At 61.0% G+C, this 15,657-nt stretch carries 15 protein-coding genes; 5 read left to right on the forward strand and 10 right to left on the reverse strand.

All coding sequences use genetic code 11. The features are described 5' to 3' along the window. Window positions 1–14: 14 nt before the first annotated feature. Window positions 15–1,469: a dihydropyrimidinase gene (gene hydA / locus AB1E34_RS14415; protein WP_372573043.1), complete on the reverse strand. Its 1,455-nt coding sequence runs from the start codon at window positions 1,467–1,469 to the stop codon at window positions 15–17. Window positions 1,470–1,558: 89 nt separating this feature from the next. Next, window positions 1,559–2,809, reverse strand: a complete 1,251-nt coding sequence (locus tag AB1E34_RS14420; RefSeq protein WP_372573044.1) for a Zn-dependent hydrolase — start codon at window positions 2,807–2,809, stop codon at window positions 1,559–1,561. Between the two features lie 163 nt (window positions 2,810–2,972). On the opposite strand from AB1E34_RS14420, the gene AB1E34_RS14425 reads away from it, so the two are divergent. Then, entirely contained in the window at window positions 2,973–3,581 is a 609-nt protein-coding gene (locus AB1E34_RS14425; protein ID WP_372573045.1) for a TetR family transcriptional regulator C-terminal domain-containing protein, read from the forward strand. Window positions 3,582–3,649: 68 nt separating this feature from the next. Here the strand turns inward: AB1E34_RS14425 and AB1E34_RS14430 are convergent, their stop codons facing one another. The 6 genes from AB1E34_RS14430 to AB1E34_RS14455 form a co-directional block, all read right to left on the reverse strand. Next, on the reverse strand, window positions 3,650–4,030 hold the full coding sequence (locus AB1E34_RS14430) for a VOC family protein (protein ID WP_372573046.1): 381 nt from the start codon (window positions 4,028–4,030) through the stop codon (window positions 3,650–3,652). 177 nt (window positions 4,031–4,207) lie between these two features. After that, window positions 4,208–4,666, reverse strand: coding sequence for a carboxymuconolactone decarboxylase family protein (locus AB1E34_RS14435; protein ID WP_372573047.1), 459 nt, complete (start codon window positions 4,664–4,666; stop codon window positions 4,208–4,210). A gap of 31 nt (window positions 4,667–4,697) precedes the next feature. Beyond that, window positions 4,698–5,189: an RrF2 family transcriptional regulator gene (locus AB1E34_RS14440; protein WP_372573048.1), complete on the reverse strand. Its 492-nt coding sequence runs from the start codon at window positions 5,187–5,189 to the stop codon at window positions 4,698–4,700. Window positions 5,190–5,307: 118 nt separating this feature from the next. Beyond that, complete coding sequence (gene preA / locus AB1E34_RS14445; RefSeq protein ID WP_372573049.1) at window positions 5,308–6,612, reverse strand: NAD-dependent dihydropyrimidine dehydrogenase subunit PreA; 1,305 nt, start codon at window positions 6,610–6,612, stop codon at window positions 5,308–5,310. 15 nt (window positions 6,613–6,627) lie between these two features. Continuing rightward, window positions 6,628–7,464, reverse strand: a complete 837-nt coding sequence (locus AB1E34_RS14450; protein ID WP_372573050.1) for a class I SAM-dependent methyltransferase — start codon at window positions 7,462–7,464, stop codon at window positions 6,628–6,630. Window positions 7,465–7,526: 62 nt separating this feature from the next. Further along, the gene (locus AB1E34_RS14455) at window positions 7,527–8,864 is read right to left on the reverse strand and encodes an NAD(P)-dependent oxidoreductase (RefSeq protein WP_372573051.1); all 1,338 of its coding nucleotides are present in this window, start codon (window positions 8,862–8,864) and stop codon (window positions 7,527–7,529) included. Between AB1E34_RS14455 and AB1E34_RS14460 the strand changes: the two genes are divergently transcribed. The 3 genes from AB1E34_RS14460 (at window position 8,863) to AB1E34_RS14470 (ending at window position 11,555) form a co-directional block, all read left to right on the forward strand. Next, complete coding sequence (locus AB1E34_RS14460; protein ID WP_372573052.1) at window positions 8,863–9,015, forward strand: hypothetical protein; 153 nt, start codon at window positions 8,863–8,865, stop codon at window positions 9,013–9,015. The two genes, AB1E34_RS14455 and AB1E34_RS14460, sit on opposite strands and share 2 nt — an antisense overlap. A 143-nt stretch (window positions 9,016–9,158) precedes the next feature. Beyond that, window positions 9,159–10,166 carry a GT-B fold glycosyltransferase domain-containing protein gene (locus AB1E34_RS14465; protein WP_372573053.1) on the forward strand — a complete coding sequence of 336 codons (1,008 nt, stop codon included), beginning with the start codon at window positions 9,159–9,161 and terminating at the stop codon, window positions 10,164–10,166. Window positions 10,167–10,262: 96 nt separating this feature from the next. Then, window positions 10,263–11,555: an O-acetylhomoserine aminocarboxypropyltransferase/cysteine synthase family protein gene (locus AB1E34_RS14470; protein WP_372573054.1), complete on the forward strand. Its 1,293-nt coding sequence runs from the start codon at window positions 10,263–10,265 to the stop codon at window positions 11,553–11,555. 62 nt (window positions 11,556–11,617) lie between these two features. Here AB1E34_RS14470 and AB1E34_RS14475 read toward each other — a convergent pair whose 3' ends face one another. Further along, window positions 11,618–12,316: an SIMPL domain-containing protein gene (locus AB1E34_RS14475; protein ID WP_372573055.1), complete on the reverse strand. Its 699-nt coding sequence runs from the start codon at window positions 12,314–12,316 to the stop codon at window positions 11,618–11,620. 164 nt (window positions 12,317–12,480) lie between these two features. On the opposite strand from AB1E34_RS14475, the gene AB1E34_RS14480 reads away from it, so the two are divergent. Then, window positions 12,481–14,652 carry a hypothetical protein gene (locus AB1E34_RS14480; protein WP_372573056.1) on the forward strand — a complete coding sequence of 724 codons (2,172 nt, stop codon included), beginning with the start codon at window positions 12,481–12,483 and terminating at the stop codon, window positions 14,650–14,652. 253 nt (window positions 14,653–14,905) lie between these two features. Here the strand turns inward: AB1E34_RS14480 and AB1E34_RS14485 are convergent, their stop codons facing one another. Further along, a complete protein-coding gene (locus AB1E34_RS14485) occupies window positions 14,906–15,448 on the reverse strand; it encodes a cbb3-type cytochrome c oxidase subunit I (protein ID WP_372573057.1) in 543 nt (180 codons plus the stop codon). Between the last annotated feature and the right edge of the window lie 209 nt (window positions 15,449–15,657).

Raw genomic sequence — 15,657 nt, forward strand, 5'->3', positions numbered from 1 at the left:
TCACTTTGCCTTGCTCATACGCCCGTCGCCGGAATCCCTGTCCGCTCCACCGGGCGCGGGGCGGTCAGTTCTTTCCATGTGGAGAGCGCCCTGTTCACATGGGTATTTGCCTCACGCGCCACGAACTTGCCATGCCCTTCCTGCGTCCGGATCTCACCGTCATGCACCGCCACTTGACCGCGTGTCAGCGTAAAGCGCGGCAGGCCACGGACCTCTTTGCCTTCGAACACGTTGTAATCGATCGAGGATTGCTGCGTATCGGCGGTGATGACCTTGGCCTTGTCGGGGTCCCAGACCACCAGATCAGCGTCACCACCCACCAGAACTGATCCCTTTTTCGGATAACAATTCAATATCTTGGCGATGTTTGTTGAGGTAACCGCCACAAATTCATTCATCGTCAGCCGCCCGGTATTGACCCCATGGGTCCAAAGCATCGGCATCCGGTCCTCAAGCCCGCCGGTGCCGTTGGGGATCTTGGTGAAATCGCCCACACCAAACCGTTTCTGATCGGTGGTAAAGGCGCAATGGTCGGTCGCCACCACGCTCAGCGAGCCGGAATGCAGACCGTTCCACAGGCTGTCCTGATGCTGCTTGTTGCGGAAGGGCGGGCTCATCACCCGGCGCGCGGCATGGTCCCAGTCATGGTGGAAATACTCGCTCTCATCCAGCGTCAGATGCTGGATCAGCGGCTCGCCCCAGACCCGCTTGCCCTGCATCCGCGCCCGTCGGATCGCCTCATGGCTATCCTCGCAGGAGGTATGCACCACATAAAGCGGCACGCCTGCCATATCGGCGATCATGATGGCGCGGTTGGTCGCCTCGCCCTCCACCTGCGGCGGGCGGGAATAGGCATGCGCCTCGGGGCCGGTATTGCCCTCGGCCAGCAGCTTGGCGGAAAGCTCCGCCACCACATCGCCATTCTCGGCATGCACCATGGCGATGCCGCCCAGTTCGGCCAACCGCTGGAAGCTGGCATAAAGCTCGTCATCATTGACCATCAGCGCGCCCTTATAGGCCATGAAATGCTTGAAGGTGTTGATGCCGCGGGTCTCGATCACCGTCTTGATGTCGTCAAACACCTGCTCGCCCCACCAGGTCACCGCCATATGGAAAGAATAGTCGCAATTCGCCCGGGTCGATTTGTTGTCCCAGCGCTTGAGCGCATCCAGCAGGCTCTCGCCGGGATTGGGCAGAGCGAAATCCACCACCATCGTGGTGCCCCCCGCCAGCGCCGCCCGTGTGCCGCTCTCGAAATCATCGCTGGAATAGGTGCCCATGAAGGGCATCTCAAGATGCGTATGCGGATCGATACCGCCGGGCATCACATAACAGCCCGTCGCATCCAATTCCTTGTCGCCACGCAGGTCTGGCCCGATCTCGGTGATGACCCCGCCTTCGACCTTCACGTCCGCCTTGTAGGTCAGATCAGCGGTAACAATGGTTCCGTTCTTGATGACCGTGCTCATTTTCATCTCCCTCTGCGGTAGGTACCGCATACTTCATCTGGCTAAAAATATCCCGACGAGTCGCCTCAAGGCGACGGGGACTGATACCCCTATTCGACAATCTCCGCCGTCTCCACGACCGCGTGGAACAGAACATCCGCTCCCGCTGCCGCCCAGTCTTTGGAAATCTCCTCGGCCTCGTTATGGCTCAGCCCTTCGACGCAAGGGCACATCACCATGGCCGTAGGAGCCACCCGGTTGATCCAGCACGCATCATGCCCCGCGCCCGAGATGATGTCGGTATGGGAATAACCCAACCGTTCGGCCGCATCGCGAACAGCCGCAACGCAGCCCGCGTCGAACGCGACCGGGTCGAACCCGCCGACCTTGTCGAATTCCACACTCAGCCCCATCTCGTTCACGATATCCTCGGCGGCGACGAGCAGGCGGTTCTCCATATCGGTGATCACCGACAGATCGGGCGAGCGGAAGTCCACTGTAAAGACCGCCTTGCCGGGGATCACGTTGCGCGAATTGGGATAGACATCGATATGACCCGCCGCGCCCACCGCATGGGGCGCGTGAGACAGGGCGATCTCATCCACCTTCTCCAGAATCCGCGCCATGGCGAGGCCCGCATTCTTGCGCATCGGCATCGGTGTCGACCCGGTATGGGCATCCTTGCCGGTGACCGTGACCTGCGTCCAGCTCAGCCCCTGGCCATGGGTGACCACGCCGATATCCTTGCCCTCGGCCTCCAGAATGGGTCCCTGTTCGATATGCAGTTCGAAAAATGCGTGCATCTTGCGGGCGCCGACCTCTTCCTCGCCGCGCCAGCCAATGCGCTGCAACTCATCGCCGAATTTCAGCCCCTCGGCATCCTCGCGCGCGTATGCCCAGTCCTGCGTGTGCATGCCGGCAAAGACGCCCGATGACAGCATGGCAGGCGCAAACCGCGTGCCTTCTTCATTGGTCCAGTTGGTCGCCACAATGGGATGTCTGGTCTTGATGCCGAGATCGTTGAGCGTGCGGATGATCTCCAGCCCGCCCAGAACACCCAGCACCCCGTCATACTTGCCGCCGGTGGGCTGTGTATCCAGATGCGAACCCACATAGACCGGCAAGGCGTCGGGGTCTGTGCCCTCGCGCCGGGCGAACATGTTGCCCATCTGGTCCAGCCCCATCGAGCATCCGGCGGCCACGCACCAGTCCTGAAACAGAGCGCGCCCCTCCGCATCTTCATCGGTCACGGTCTGGCGGTTATTGCCCCCGGCAACACCGGGGCCGATCTTGGCCATCTCCATCAGACTGTCCCACAGCCGGTCCCCATTGATCCTGAGATTCTGCGCCGGAGCTGCCATGTCTTTCCCCTGTTGCTCGCGATTTGGCTCGCTTGTCGGTTCCTGATTTGACCAACTGGTCAAAGTCACGCTATCACGGGGGCCGCACCAGTCAAGAAATTGCATCACCTTCACCCCGGTCCAGATGAAAATCCGGCAGTTTTGAGGAAAAAACAGACACACCATGCCTGCGGACCGTCCCCCCACGCGCATCCAGAAAAAGAACCGCGCCGCGATCCTCGAAGCGGCGCTGAATGTGTTTTCCGCGCAGGGCTTTCGCGGCGCAACCGTCGACCAGATCGCAAGCGAGGCGGGCCTGAGCAAACCCAACCTGCTTTATTACTTCCCCTCCAAAGAGGCGATGCACAACGCTTTGCTTGAGCGGCTGCTGGACACTTGGCTCGACCCACTGCGGGAATTGGACGCCCAGGGCGAGCCGCTGGAAGAACTGTTGGGCTACGTGCAGCGAAAACTGCAGATGAGTCGCGACTATCCCCGCGAAAGCCGGCTTTTCGCCAACGAGATCCTGCAGGGCGCGCCGCGCATCCATGCGGCTCTGACGCAGGAACTGAAAGCACTGGTTGATGAAAAAGTGGCGGTTCTGCAAGGCTGGATGGATCAGGGCCGTATCGCCCCGGTGCATCCTTACCACCTGATCTTCTCCATCTGGTCGCTGACCCAGCATTACGCCGATTTCGACGTGCAGGTTCGGGCGGTGCTGGGCGAAAAAGACCCTTTCGCCACCGCGCCGGATTTCATGGAAACACTGTACCGGCGGTTGCTAACGCCCTGACATGCCCGCCCTCGGAGCCCTGCATCTTGCGCCAAGGCAGATACCCAAACGGCCATGATGCCTTGTTGTCAGATCAGCCTGTTGCTGACCTCGACAAGATTCTCGTCCGGATCGCGAAAATATACTGACATCAGCTTGCCGACAGCGCCCAGTTTTTCAGCAGGTCCTTCGACGATGGTAACGTCATGTGCGCGGAGCCTCTCGGCGACATCTTCAACAGGCGTATCGGTGACGAGACAAAAGTTGCCGCTTCCGGGCACGGTCTTTTCCGCCAGTCTCGGTGCGGTGAGCGCATCCTGAAGACTGATTTTGCTTGATCCAAAGTGAAGAGACCACTTGCCGGGGCGTTCCTCGCGCGCAGTCATGCCGAGTACGTGTTGATAGAACTCAAGAGTTGCGTTGACGTCGCGGACGCACAGGACGATGTGGTCGAAACCATAAATGTTCATGTATCGAGCATAGCTTTGTTCGCATTAGCCGCAAGCAGCGAAGCCGCGCACAGTCGTCGGCGGTAAGCGCGGCATGAAGCCACTTGCCGACATTCGAACATTTGAAACGCGGCACCGCTCCTGACAACGGACAACTCCTGTTACGAAGCGGTGTTGCTGTTTGGCTTTGAAACAGGGTCAGGCCGCCTCTGGCCGCGGCGCGGCGTGGACCGCGCGGAAGGCAACGGATAGCCGGTTCCAGGTGTTGATCATGGTGATGATGGCGGTCAGTTTGACGATCTCATCGCCGGGAAACTGCGCTTGCGTGGCGGCAAAAAGCGCGTCATCCGGGCCGTGATCCCCCAGCCTGGTCAGTGCTTCAGTCCATGCCAATGCGGCGCGCTCACGATCGGAATAGAGAAAGCTGTCATGCCAGGCCGAGACCAGATAGAGCCGCTGCTCGGTCTCGCCATCTGCCCGCGCCTCGCGCGTATGCATGTCGATGCAGAAGGCGCAGCCATTGATCTGCGAGGCGCGCAGTTTGACCAAGTGCATCAGGGTTTTGTCCAGCCCGCTGCCCTCGATCGTGTCGTTGAGCGCCACAAAGGCTTTCATCAGTTCGGGCGCTTCGGCCCAGTATTTCAGACGCGGTTCCATCTATGGTCTCCTGTTGCAAATTGGTTCAAGATCAGGGTCGCCGGTTTGCCTCGACAAAGCGGCAACCGCGGGCGATGTCGCGCGGGTCGCCGGTTTCGGCATAGTCGCGGATCAAGCTGCTGATGCGGGTTTCAGCCAGCGCCGCGCGGTAGGCCTCCTCGGCGCGCAGCATGGCCAGCTTGATCCCGCAGGGATTGGGAAAGGCGGTGGCATCGGGCGCATCGGGTCCCCGCTGCCGGATCTCGCGGCAGCGAAAGGCGGGTGCATCGCCTTCGACCGCCAGAACGATGTCGAGCAGGGTTATGTCTTCAGGGGCACGGCCTAGCCGATAGCCCCCCGTCGGGCCGGGAATCGAGACGAAGATGCCAGCCGCTACAAGCTGTTTGAGGTGCTTGACCAGATAGCTCGCCGAAACGCCATGATACGCGGCCAGGGCGCTTGCGGGCATGACCGCATCGCCCTTCAACCCGGCCAGCATTGTCGTGCAATGTATGGCCGCCTCGACGCCGTCACCCAGTTTCATTTGTGCCTCCCGATTCGTAGATATTTTTTATCATGGATATTTTAAAGCCACAATAAGACACAAAAGAAACGGCCCCGAAATTCGGCGCCGTTTTTATTGGTTCAGATCAGCTATGGTCTTATTCCGCAGCTTTCGCCATTGGGTTGTTGGGATGCATGGTCCAGTTGGCATATTCCTCTTCGACCCGTTTGCCGGTGCGCGGATCGACTGTGCCCGGCTGCATCTGCTCCATGGTGATGCATCCGTCGACCGGGCAGACATCAACACAGAGGTTGCAGGCCACACATTCCTCGTCGATCACCTCGAACACCCGGTCCGCGCTCATCGAGATCGCCTGATGCGAGGTATCCTCGCAGGCCGCATAACAGCGCCCGCATTTGATGCACTGATCCTGATCGATCTTGGCCTTGGCGATGTAGTTAAGGTTCAGATACTGCCAGTCGGTTACATTCGGCACCGCCTGCCCGACGAAATCGCGCACATTGGGATAGCCTTTTTCGTCCATCCACTTGCTGAGGCCGGTCGCCATCTCTTCGACGATCTTGAACCCGTAGGTCATCGCCGCCGTGCAGACCTGCACATTGCCGCAGCCCAGCGAGATGAACTCTGCCGCGTCGCGCCATGTGGTGATCCCGCCAATGCCAGAGATCGGCAGGCCATGGGTGTCGGGATTGCGCGCGATCTCGGACACCATCGACATGGCGATGGGTTTGACCGCCGGGCCGCAATAGCCGCCATGGCTGCCCTTGCCGTCGATCGAAGGTTCAGGGCTCATCGTGTCGAGATTGACGCTGGTGATCGAGTTGATCGTGTTGATCAGCGACACCGCATCCGCGCCGCCATTCTTCGCGGCAGCGGCAGGTTTGCGGATATCGGTGATATTCGGCGTCAGCTTCACGATCACCGGCTTGTCATAATAGGTCTTGCACCAGCGGGTGACCATTTCGATATATTCCGGCACCTGCCCCACCGCGCTGCCCATGCCACGCTCGCTCATCCCGTGGGGGCAGCCGAAATTAAGCTCGATCCCATCCGCGCCAGTTTCCGCCACGCGTGGCAGGATCGCCTTCCAGGCGCCCTCCTCGCAAGGCACCATGATTGAGGCGATCAGGGCGCGGTCGGGGTAATCCGCCTTGACCCGCGCCATCTCCTCCAGATTGACCTCCAGAGGGCGGTCGGTGATCAGTTCGATGTTGTTCAGCCCCAGCAGTCGCCGGTCCGCGCCATAGATCGCGCCATAGCGTGGCCCGTTCACGTTCACCACCGGCGGCCCCTCGGCCCCCAGCGTTTTCCAGACCACGCCGCCCCACCCGGCCTCGAAGGCACGGCGGACATTGTATTCCTTGTCGGTCGGCGGGGCCGAGGCCAGCCAGAACGGGTTCGGAGATGTTATTCCTAGGAAATCTGTCGTCAGATCGGCCATTTAGCGGGCTCCTTTTCAGACTGGCTTGCGGAAGATCAGTTCGAACGGCGCGATCAGCCCCGCCTGAACACAAGTGACGTAATTCTGAATTTTCTCGGCGGCGGTGTCGCGCATCAGCAGGTGAATACCCACGGGGGGCGGGCCGCCTGCCTCTTCAATGCGGGCAAAGACCGTCTTGAAGAAATCGAGCGCAAAGTCCTTGCGGTTGCGGATCGACTTGAAGGCCAGCCCTGCCGCCTCGGCCGCCTCCATATAAGCGGCGGCGGGTTCGACGAAGGAAAAGGCAGGTTCCTCGGCCCAGGGGAAGGGGAAGGTCAGGCCGCCATCTGCGTCCATCCGCATCACGTCAAACAGCGCGAAAGTACCGCCGGGGGCAAGCACGCGGTTTACTTCGGAAAACAGCTTGGCCTTGTCGGCAACGTTCATGCCCACATGGAACATGGTCACCAGATCAATCGTGTCCTCGACCAGAGGCAGGTCCAGCACGCTGCCGCGCAGCAGCTTGACGCGGTCCTGCATGCCGACCAAGCGGTTGAGAGCCTCACCGGTCTCGACAAAGTCGGGCGTCAGGTCGACACCTGTCACAAAAGCACCTGATTTCAAGGCGATGTGGCGCGACGCTCCACCAATCCCGCAGCCGATATCAAGCACGCGTGTGTTCGGTGTGATGGTCAGTTGATCCAGCAGGTCATCGGTTGCCTGCACCCCACCGGTGTGAAACTCGTCGATGCCCTTGAGGTCCTCGGGCGCGGGGGCGTCCGGGTCAGCCCCGGCGGCGCGCAACCCCTCGCGAATCCGCCCCAGCAGATCCTCGGTTGTGTAATGCGCGGCGACGTCTTTTTCGATCGTCATCTTGGCCTCCTGCTGCTGCAACGGGATCATTGTAGCAGGTTTTATAACATGCGGGCGTGCGATCAGGTGCGAAGCGCGGCGTCGATATCCATCGCCGCATCGCGCCCTTCGGCCACGGCGGTCACGGTCAGGTCCTCGCCGCCCGCAGCACAGTCGCCCCCGGCCCAGACGCCTTCAACCGAGGTGCGGCCCGCGCCGATCACGGCGATCTTGTTGCCATTCAGATGCAGCGCATCGGGCACGCCTTCCAGCCTCTGGCCGATGGCCTTGAGCACTTGATCGGCGGGCAGCCGCACGGTCTCGCCCGTGCCTTCTAGCGCGCCATCGACAGTGGCGGTATATTCCAGTTCGATCTCGGTGGCGGCATCCTCGCCATGCACCTGCTTGGGCTGCACATTGAACATCAGCTTGACCCCCTTGGAGGTGGCAAGGTCCTGTTCGAACTTGCTGGCGCCCATGGCGCTCGCCCCCCGGCGATAGGCGACCGTGACATGTTCAGCGCCCAGCAGCTTGGATTTCACCGCTGCGTCAATCGCGGTCATGCCGCCGCCGATCACCACTACATGACGCCCGACCGGGTGTTTGAGCAGATCATCGGCCTGGCGCACCTCCGCGATGAAATCGACCGCATGGTGCACGCCAGGCTTATCCTCTCCCTGTGCGCGCAGGGCATTCACGCCCGCAAGGCCAACGGCGAGAAACACCGCGTCGAATTCATCACGCAGCCCGTCCAATGTCAGACCGCCGTCACCCAGAGCAGCATTACATTCAACCGAGATGCCGCCGATCTTGAGCAGCCAGTCCACCTCGGCCTGCGCGAAATCATTTGTCGCCTTATAGGCCGCGATGCCATATTCGTTCAGCCCGCCGGGCTTGGCATTGGCGTCATAGATCGTAACCTGGTGGCCCAGCATCGCCAGCCGGTGGGCACAGGCCAGACCCGCAGGCCCCGCCCCCACCACGGCGATGCGCTTGCCGGTTTCCGCCGCGCGCGCGAACGGGTGCGTGCCGACCTCCATCAGCACATCTGTGGCAAAGCGCTGCAGCCGCCCGATCTCGACCGGTTTGCCCTCGGCCACCTCGCGCACGCAAACCTCTTCGCAGAGCGTTTCTGTCGGGCAGACCCGCGCGCACATACCGCCCAGAATGTTCTGGCTGAGGATCGTTTCCGCCGCCCCTTCCGGGTTGCCCGCCTGAATCTGTCGAATGAAGAGCGGGATATCGATATCGGTCGGACAGGCGGTCACGCAGGGCGCATCATGGCAGAAATAACAGCGATCCGCCGCCACGGCGGCCTCATGCGGCGCATAAGGCGGGTGTAGGTCGCTGAAATTCGTCTCGATCTCTTCGCTGGATAGCCGCCCGGCGAGGATGCCGGGTGCTGTCTGGCCATGCGCCATGACGCTCTCCCTGATTGTGGTTCTTGAGATCAGACTGCCACATCTGAAAATTTTATCAATTGGTAAAATTTTGAAAGCGGGAAAAATTGCAAATTTTGCGCAAAACAGCTCAGCATGCGGCGGGGTCTGCCCGAAAATGCGGCGGTGCTGATGCGTGGACTGGGGAACCGGCACTGCGCGTTTCCGGGATGCGGGGCGCAAATCGGGACTTTTGAGCGCCAGATTGCTTGCCTATAGTGCGCTCAGACAGCAGCACCCGCGACGGCAGGAAAACACGCGCGGCAATGAACAGGAATGGCAGGCACTCCGTTGACAACATCCCAGACATTCAACGTTGTGATCATCGGCCAGAACAACCGCCTGCAATATGAAGCGCTGCTTTTTGCCGCCTCCCTGCGCCACAGTTCGCCGGACTTCCGGGGACGGCTGTTTGTGGCAACCCCACAGCCCGGACCGCGCTGGTCCGGCGATCCAAGCCTGCGCAATCAGGCCACGCGAGAGGCCCTGGAGCGGCTTGGCGCCGAAATTCTGCCCTTCGAGAACAGGGTCTTTGGGCAGTCTTATCCCCATGGCAACAAGATCGAGGCGCTGATGGCCCTGCCTGAGGGAGAGCCCTTCGTTTTCTTCGACAGCGACACGCTGATCACCGGCGAGCTTGCCTCGGTGCCCTTCGATTTCGACCGCCCCTCTGCCTCGCTCAGATGCGAGGGCAGCTGGCCCGAACCGACGCTTTATGGGCCGGGATATGCCGGCATATGGAAATCGCTTTACGACCGGTTCGGGCTGGATTTCGACAGTTCGCTGGACCTCAGCCAGCCTGATGAATACTGGCGGCGTTACCTCTATTTCAACGCGGGCTATTTCTACTACAAATGCCCCCGTGCCTTCGGAGAGCGGTTTCTGGACTACGCCAAATCGATCCGCGACGACCCGCCGGACGAATTGATCTGCCAGAGCCTCGATCCCTGGCTGGATCAGGTGGCCTTGCCCTTGGTCATTCATTCTTTCGGCGGCGGGCGCGACGCTTTGCCCGCAGGGTATCTGGACGGCGGCGTCAGTTGCCACTACCGCCTCTTCCCGCTGCTCTATGCCCGCGAAGCCGATCGCGTGATCGAGGTATTGGAAGAGGTGGCCGCCCCCAACAAGATCAAGAAAGTGCTCAAGCAATACGAGCCGATCCGCAAGCTGGTGTTTCAGCGCAAAGGTGCGAAGGTCCGGGCGCTGTTTGATCAGCAGAACCTGCCGCGCCGCGAACAGGCGATGCGCAAGCAGATCAGGGAAGCCGGGTTGTGGCTGCGTTAATCCATGCCTCTGACTCTGGATAAAGGCCTGCGTTGTGTGAAATGACGTGATGGCCTACAGATTGCATAAAACAATTACCAAAAGGGAGTTCATTCCATGTCCGATGGCCCTACTTACGGCTTTGACACGTTGCAGATTCATGCGGGCGCGCGCCCTGATCCGGCAACCGGTGCGCGGCAGACGCCGATCTATCAGACCACGGCTTACGTGTTTCGTGATGCCGATCACGCCGCCGCGCTCTTCAACCTGCAGGAAGTGGGCTATATCTATTCCCGCCTGACCAACCCGACCGTTGCGGTGCTGCAGGAACGCATCGCCACGCTTGAGGGCGGTGCCGGTGCGGTCTGCTGTTCTTCGGGCCACGCGGCGCAGATCATGGCGCTGTTCCCGCTGATGGGTCCGGGCTGCAATGTGGTGGCCTCGACCCGGCTTTATGGGGGTTCGGTCACCCAGCTCAGCCAGACCATCAAACGCTTCGGCTGGTCGGCGACATTTGTCGATACCGACGATCTGGACGCGGTAAAGGCCGCCATTGACGAGAACACCCGCGCGGTGTTCTGCGAGTCGATTGCCAACCCCGGCGGCTATGTCACCGATATCCGAGCGCTGGCCGATATCGCGGATGCGGCGGGCCTGCCGCTGATCGTCGACAACACTTCAGCCACGCCATATCTGTGCCGCCCGATTGAACATGGCGCGACGCTGGTGGTGCATTCGACCACCAAATACCTGACCGGCAACGGCACCGTGACCGGCGGCTGCGTCGTGGATTCCGGCACTTTCGACTGGTCGGCCAGCGACAAGTTCCCCTCGCTCAGCCAGCCGGAACCGGCCTATCACGGGCTGAAGTTCCATGAGACCTTCGGGCCGCTCGCCTTCACCTTCCACGGCATTGCCATCGGTCTGCGCGATCTGGGCATGACGATGAACCCGCAAGGCGCGCATTACACGCTGATGGGGATCGAGACGCTGAGCCTGCGGATGCAGCGCCACGTGGAAAACGCCGAAAAGGTCGCAGCCTGGCTCGAAGCGGATGATCGGGTGGATTACGTCACTTACGCCGGGCTGCCCTCGTCGCCTTATGCCGACCGGGTCAAGGCGCAATATCCCAAGGGTGCAGGCGCGCTCTTCACCTTTGCTGTGAAGGGAGGCTATGATTCCTGCGTCAAGCTGGTCAACGCGCTGGAGATTTTCAGCCATGTGGCCAATCTGGGCGACGCACGCTCGCTGATCATCCATTCCGCCTCGACCACACACCGGCAGCTTACGCCCGAACAGCAGGAGGCTGCCGGGGCCGGTGCCAATGTGGTGCGTATCTCAATCGGGATCGAGGATGCGGATGATCTGATCGCCGACCTTGATCAGGCGCTGGCAAAGGCCACGGCCTGACCTGAACTCAAAAACCATCTGCGGGCTTTCTTGATAAAGCCCACAGAACTCCGGCCCGTGACTCACTCTCCGATGGCAAACACCATCGAGACCGAGTTGTTGAAGCTGACCTCGCCCGCCTCGATCGGAACGCTGCCTGCATCGGCAGCAAATTCGGCACGCGCCATCATCGGGCGGCCATTGCCCCCATGTTCGTTGATCGAAACCACCTCGCCCAGCGTGACACCCGCTGCCTCGGCAAGCTGCCCGGCCTTGTCCATCGCGTCTGCCACGGCGGCGGTGCGGGCGCGTTCCAGCAGCGGTTTGGGATCGCTGACCGAGAAACTCAACCCGCGCATCTCATTGCTGCCATCGGCCACCACGGCACTGAGCGTCTGACCCAGGCTGTCCAGGTCGCGCACCCGGACCAGAACGAGATTGGAGGCCGCAAAACCGGTCAACTCGCGTTCCTGTTGCTGGGTCTCGCGATTGATGATCGTGTTCCAGATCGGGTGCAGCGACAGGTTCTGGGTCTGGATGTCACTCTTGTCGATACCCAGCCCAGATAACCGCTCCAGCACCGCCGCCATCGCCTGCGAGGTCTGGTCCATCGCCTCCTGCGCGGTGTCGGCTTGATGGCTGACGCCAAGCGTCACAGTGGCCATATCGGGCGCTGCGGCAATTGTTCCGGTGCCGGTCACGGAAATGCGACGTTCCTCCGCCTGCGCCATTCCAGCGGTCACAGCCATCATCGCTGCGATCAAAAAAACCAGTATTCTCAAGGCTCTTCCTCCTCTTGATGCGGCACCTTAGATGGGTACGCGAGCCCCCGCTTGGCAAGAGGTTGCAAGGGGCTTTTTCTTTCCCTCCGCACGAACCTGCTTTAAACTTGTTCCGCAGGCCACCTCTTCGGCGGCAGAATCGAGCTGGACGGTATCGCCGAAACATGAAACCCGCCTTTGCGCTGTCTTTGTCCTTCGAGGGCATCTCTCTTCTGCACCGGGCCACCGGTGGCTGGCGCGTGGTCGGCGAGGTTGCGCTGGACGTCCCCGATCTGGGGGCGCAGCTTGCCGACCTGCGCGAAAAGGCGCTGCGGCTTGAGCCTGACGTCAAGTGCAAGCTTATTCTGCCGGACGATCAGATCAAGTATCTCAGCGTCGAGACCCACGGGTTCGAGGGCGAAGCGCTGCTTCATATCATCGAGGGCGCGGTGGACAGCGCGACCCCTTATGACATTGACGATCTGGTCTATGACATCGCGCCCGAGGGCGAGATCACCCATGTCGCCGCCGTCGCTCAGGAGACGCTTGGCGAGGCCGAGAGCTTTGCCGCCGAACACGGATTCGTGCCGGTCAGCTTCGTGGCCAGCCCCAGTAGTGACGATTTCCCCGGAGAGCCCTTTTTCGGCCTCTCGCAAACCGCCCAGCACTGGACCGGCAGCGAGGCCGTCGAACCCGATGCAAGCGTGGTGGTCGATATCGGCCCCGAGACACTGCCCGAGCTGCAACCCGTCCCCGACGAGGCAGACGCGGACCCCCTGCCCGAGACACCCGCCCCGGATAGCCCCCCGCCTCCGCAGGGGGAGGTGGAGGTGGAAGTGGTGCCAGTCTCGCCCGAACCGGCGGAGCCTCCTGCAACAAAGGAGGCCGACCCCGCCCCAACCGAGATGCCAGAGCCCAAGGCCGAACCCGATAGCGTTCCGCAAAAGCGACGGCGCACGGGGCTGGTCCTGACGCTGATCCTGCTTGCGGCTCTTCTTCTGGTCGGCATCTGGGCGTCTGTGTTTCTGGACACGCCGGTCAGCAGGTTGTTCCGCGCTGCGCCGGACCCCGTTGTGGTGACCGATGTAAACCCGGTCGATCCCGACAGCCCAAGCGAAACCGAAGAGGCGATCGCCGATCTGATCGACACCCTGCCCGCGCCGGATGACGCCCCCGTCCTGAGCGACACCGACGCCGCCGTTCTAGATGCGCTGGCCGACGAAGACCAGCCGCCTGCCAGCGATCCCGAAGCCCCCAGCGCCACCGAGACCCCCAGCGAGACCGAAGAGGCCATCGCCGATCTGGTCGATACCCTGCCCGCGCCCGTCGAAATCCCGGACCAGGCGGATACAGAGAACGCGCAGGATGTGCTGGCCGATGATCCAACTCTGGACAGCGAACCCCTGCCCGAGCCGGAATTGCTGGACCCCGAAACGCTTTATGCCGAAACCGGTCTCTGGTCCGTGTCACCTGGCGCGTTGGAAATACCCGCACCGGTGACGCTCGACGATCTCTATGTCGCCTCCATCGACCGGACCGATCTGTCACAGGACCCCGTGGCACTGCCACCAGCCGCGCAAATCGACACCGATCTGAGGGTTGTCGTGCAAACCGCCCCCGCGATCGCAGAGGCCGGGTTTGATCTGGACGATCGTGGTCTGGTCGAACCAACGCCCGAGGGTGCCCGCAGCCCCGATGGCATCATGGTCTATCTGGGCAAGCCCCCAACGCTGCCGCCGGAAACCCCGCTGCGCTTCGAAAACGAGCCCGAGGTTGATGAAACGCGCGAGGTTCTGGCCCAGAAACGTCCGCGCCCGCGTCCGGAAAACCTGCAGGAATTGAACGAGCGCGCCCGGCTGGGCGGCCGGTCGCTGGCGGAATTGTCCGGCATCCGCCCCAAAGAACGCCCGGCCGTGCCACAGATTCAGGAACAGGTCGAGGAGATCGTCGCGACGGTCGCACTGGTCGATCCGATCCCGCGCCCCCGCGTGCGCCCGCAGGCCCTTGCAGCGCGCGCGCAGCAAAGCGGCAATCTCGGCTCGCTGGCCAATCTCGACCAGCAAACCCAGATCAGGACGGTCGCGCCCCGCGTGGTGACACCGAGCCGCCCCTCGCCCACCTCGGTGGCGCGTCAGGCCACGGTCAAGAACGCCATCAGCCTGCGCAAGGTCAGCCTGATCGGAGTTTTTGGCACCCCCTCGAACCGCCGCGCTCTGGTTCGGATGCCGAACGGGCGCTACAAGAAGGTCAAAGTGGGCGACCGCATAGATGGTGGCCGCGTCGTGGCCATCAGCGACAACGAGCTGCGCTATCAGAAAAGCGGGCGCAATCGGACATTGACGATGCCCAAGGGATGATCCCATCCGTGGCGTCTGACGCTATACCTCGAACCCGGAGGCACAAGCGTCTCATTCGCGCCTGGGATATGCGTCGTTTGGCAAATTTCACAATAGCTATCGAGAGCATCCCGAAAGGCACCGCGGCAGGTTTTGAAGAAACGACTTCAGCACCCCTTTGATGAGCATGCGACAAAAAGCGAGCGTGGGTATGCGGACTTTGTCGTCGCTCGTCGCAAAAGTTTCAATGACTGCTTTGGACAACCTGGCGGAATCAGAAACGCCACGTTGCGATGGCCGACCATATGAGCAGGCCTACGAGGCCAAGCACCGACGCTGACGCAATAATGCCTGACCAAGAGGAAACAAGAACGTAGGTCTCAAAGAATTCTGGATAGTCAATATATCTGCGTGGCGCTGGCAATATGAAAGCGAGCACGCTTTGGAATGAGTTTCCGACAATGAGCGCGATGTGAAGGAACCAAAAAAAGACCTTGGTCAATTTTGGGTGTCTCATAGCGCCAAAGCGCGTTTGTACCCAAGTAATCGCTCCTAACAATGCCATTGCGATGCCGAGGCTCATCGCAAAATGGCTGTGGCTCACGACGTAGTACGTGCCGTAATGAGCAGGCTCTGATTCTTGAATTTGGCTTAGAACAACCTGCACGGTTGCGAAGCCCACGACGCCGAAAATCGCATAGACAATAGCTGCTGTGAAAAACAATGCAGCAGGCATCCAACCACGAATGTGAACCAACAATGGAACCAGAATTAAACTGGCCAGAAATATGAAAGAGTACACTACGCTTTCGCCCACTCAAATTGACACACCTGGTGTCGGTGAAGCCGACATTGGTCCATGTCGCAGCAATTGGCAATCTGGGCTCAGGCACTAAATCGCTCCGCGATATGGGCTCTGTTTGGCGTGAGTTGTGCTTACGCGGGATATGTTTCGCGGTTTGTTGAGTTGGGAGTTTCCTGTTGATCGAGGTGATTTTGCCTCGATTGACAGAGGGTTTTCCCATG

The organism is Ruegeria jejuensis, from assembly GCF_041537905.1.
In the GTDB taxonomy this organism is placed as follows: domain Bacteria; phylum Pseudomonadota; class Alphaproteobacteria; order Rhodobacterales; family Rhodobacteraceae; genus Ruegeria_C.

What these genes read in the sequence shown, in the direction of transcription:
- preA (WP_372573049.1), bottom strand. Translation starts at nt 6,612, where the DNA reads ATGGCCGATCTGACGACAGATTTCCTAGGAATAACATCTCCGAACCCG.
- AB1E34_RS14465 (WP_372573053.1), top strand. Translation starts at nt 9,159, where the DNA reads ATGGCAGGCACTCCGTTGACAACATCCCAGACATTCAACGTTGTGATC.
- AB1E34_RS14425 (WP_372573045.1), top strand. Translation starts at nt 2,973, where the DNA reads ATGCCTGCGGACCGTCCCCCCACGCGCATCCAGAAAAAGAACCGCGCC.
- AB1E34_RS14435 (WP_372573047.1), bottom strand. Translation starts at nt 4,666, where the DNA reads ATGGAACCGCGTCTGAAATACTGGGCCGAAGCGCCCGAACTGATGAAA.
- AB1E34_RS14450 (WP_372573050.1), bottom strand. Translation starts at nt 7,464, where the DNA reads ATGACGATCGAAAAAGACGTCGCCGCGCATTACACAACCGAGGATCTG.
- AB1E34_RS14460 (WP_372573052.1), top strand. Translation starts at nt 8,863, where the DNA reads ATGACGCTCTCCCTGATTGTGGTTCTTGAGATCAGACTGCCACATCTG.
- AB1E34_RS14470 (WP_372573054.1), top strand. Translation starts at nt 10,263, where the DNA reads ATGTCCGATGGCCCTACTTACGGCTTTGACACGTTGCAGATTCATGCG.
- AB1E34_RS14455 (WP_372573051.1), bottom strand. Translation starts at nt 8,864, where the DNA reads ATGGCGCATGGCCAGACAGCACCCGGCATCCTCGCCGGGCGGCTATCC.
- hydA (WP_372573043.1), bottom strand. Translation starts at nt 1,469, where the DNA reads ATGAGCACGGTCATCAAGAACGGAACCATTGTTACCGCTGATCTGACC.
- AB1E34_RS14480 (WP_372573056.1), top strand. Translation starts at nt 12,481, where the DNA reads ATGAAACCCGCCTTTGCGCTGTCTTTGTCCTTCGAGGGCATCTCTCTT.
- AB1E34_RS14420 (WP_372573044.1), bottom strand. Translation starts at nt 2,809, where the DNA reads ATGGCAGCTCCGGCGCAGAATCTCAGGATCAATGGGGACCGGCTGTGG.
- AB1E34_RS14440 (WP_372573048.1), bottom strand. Translation starts at nt 5,189, where the DNA reads ATGAAACTGGGTGACGGCGTCGAGGCGGCCATACATTGCACGACAATG.
- AB1E34_RS14430 (WP_372573046.1), bottom strand. Translation starts at nt 4,030, where the DNA reads ATGAACATTTATGGTTTCGACCACATCGTCCTGTGCGTCCGCGACGTC.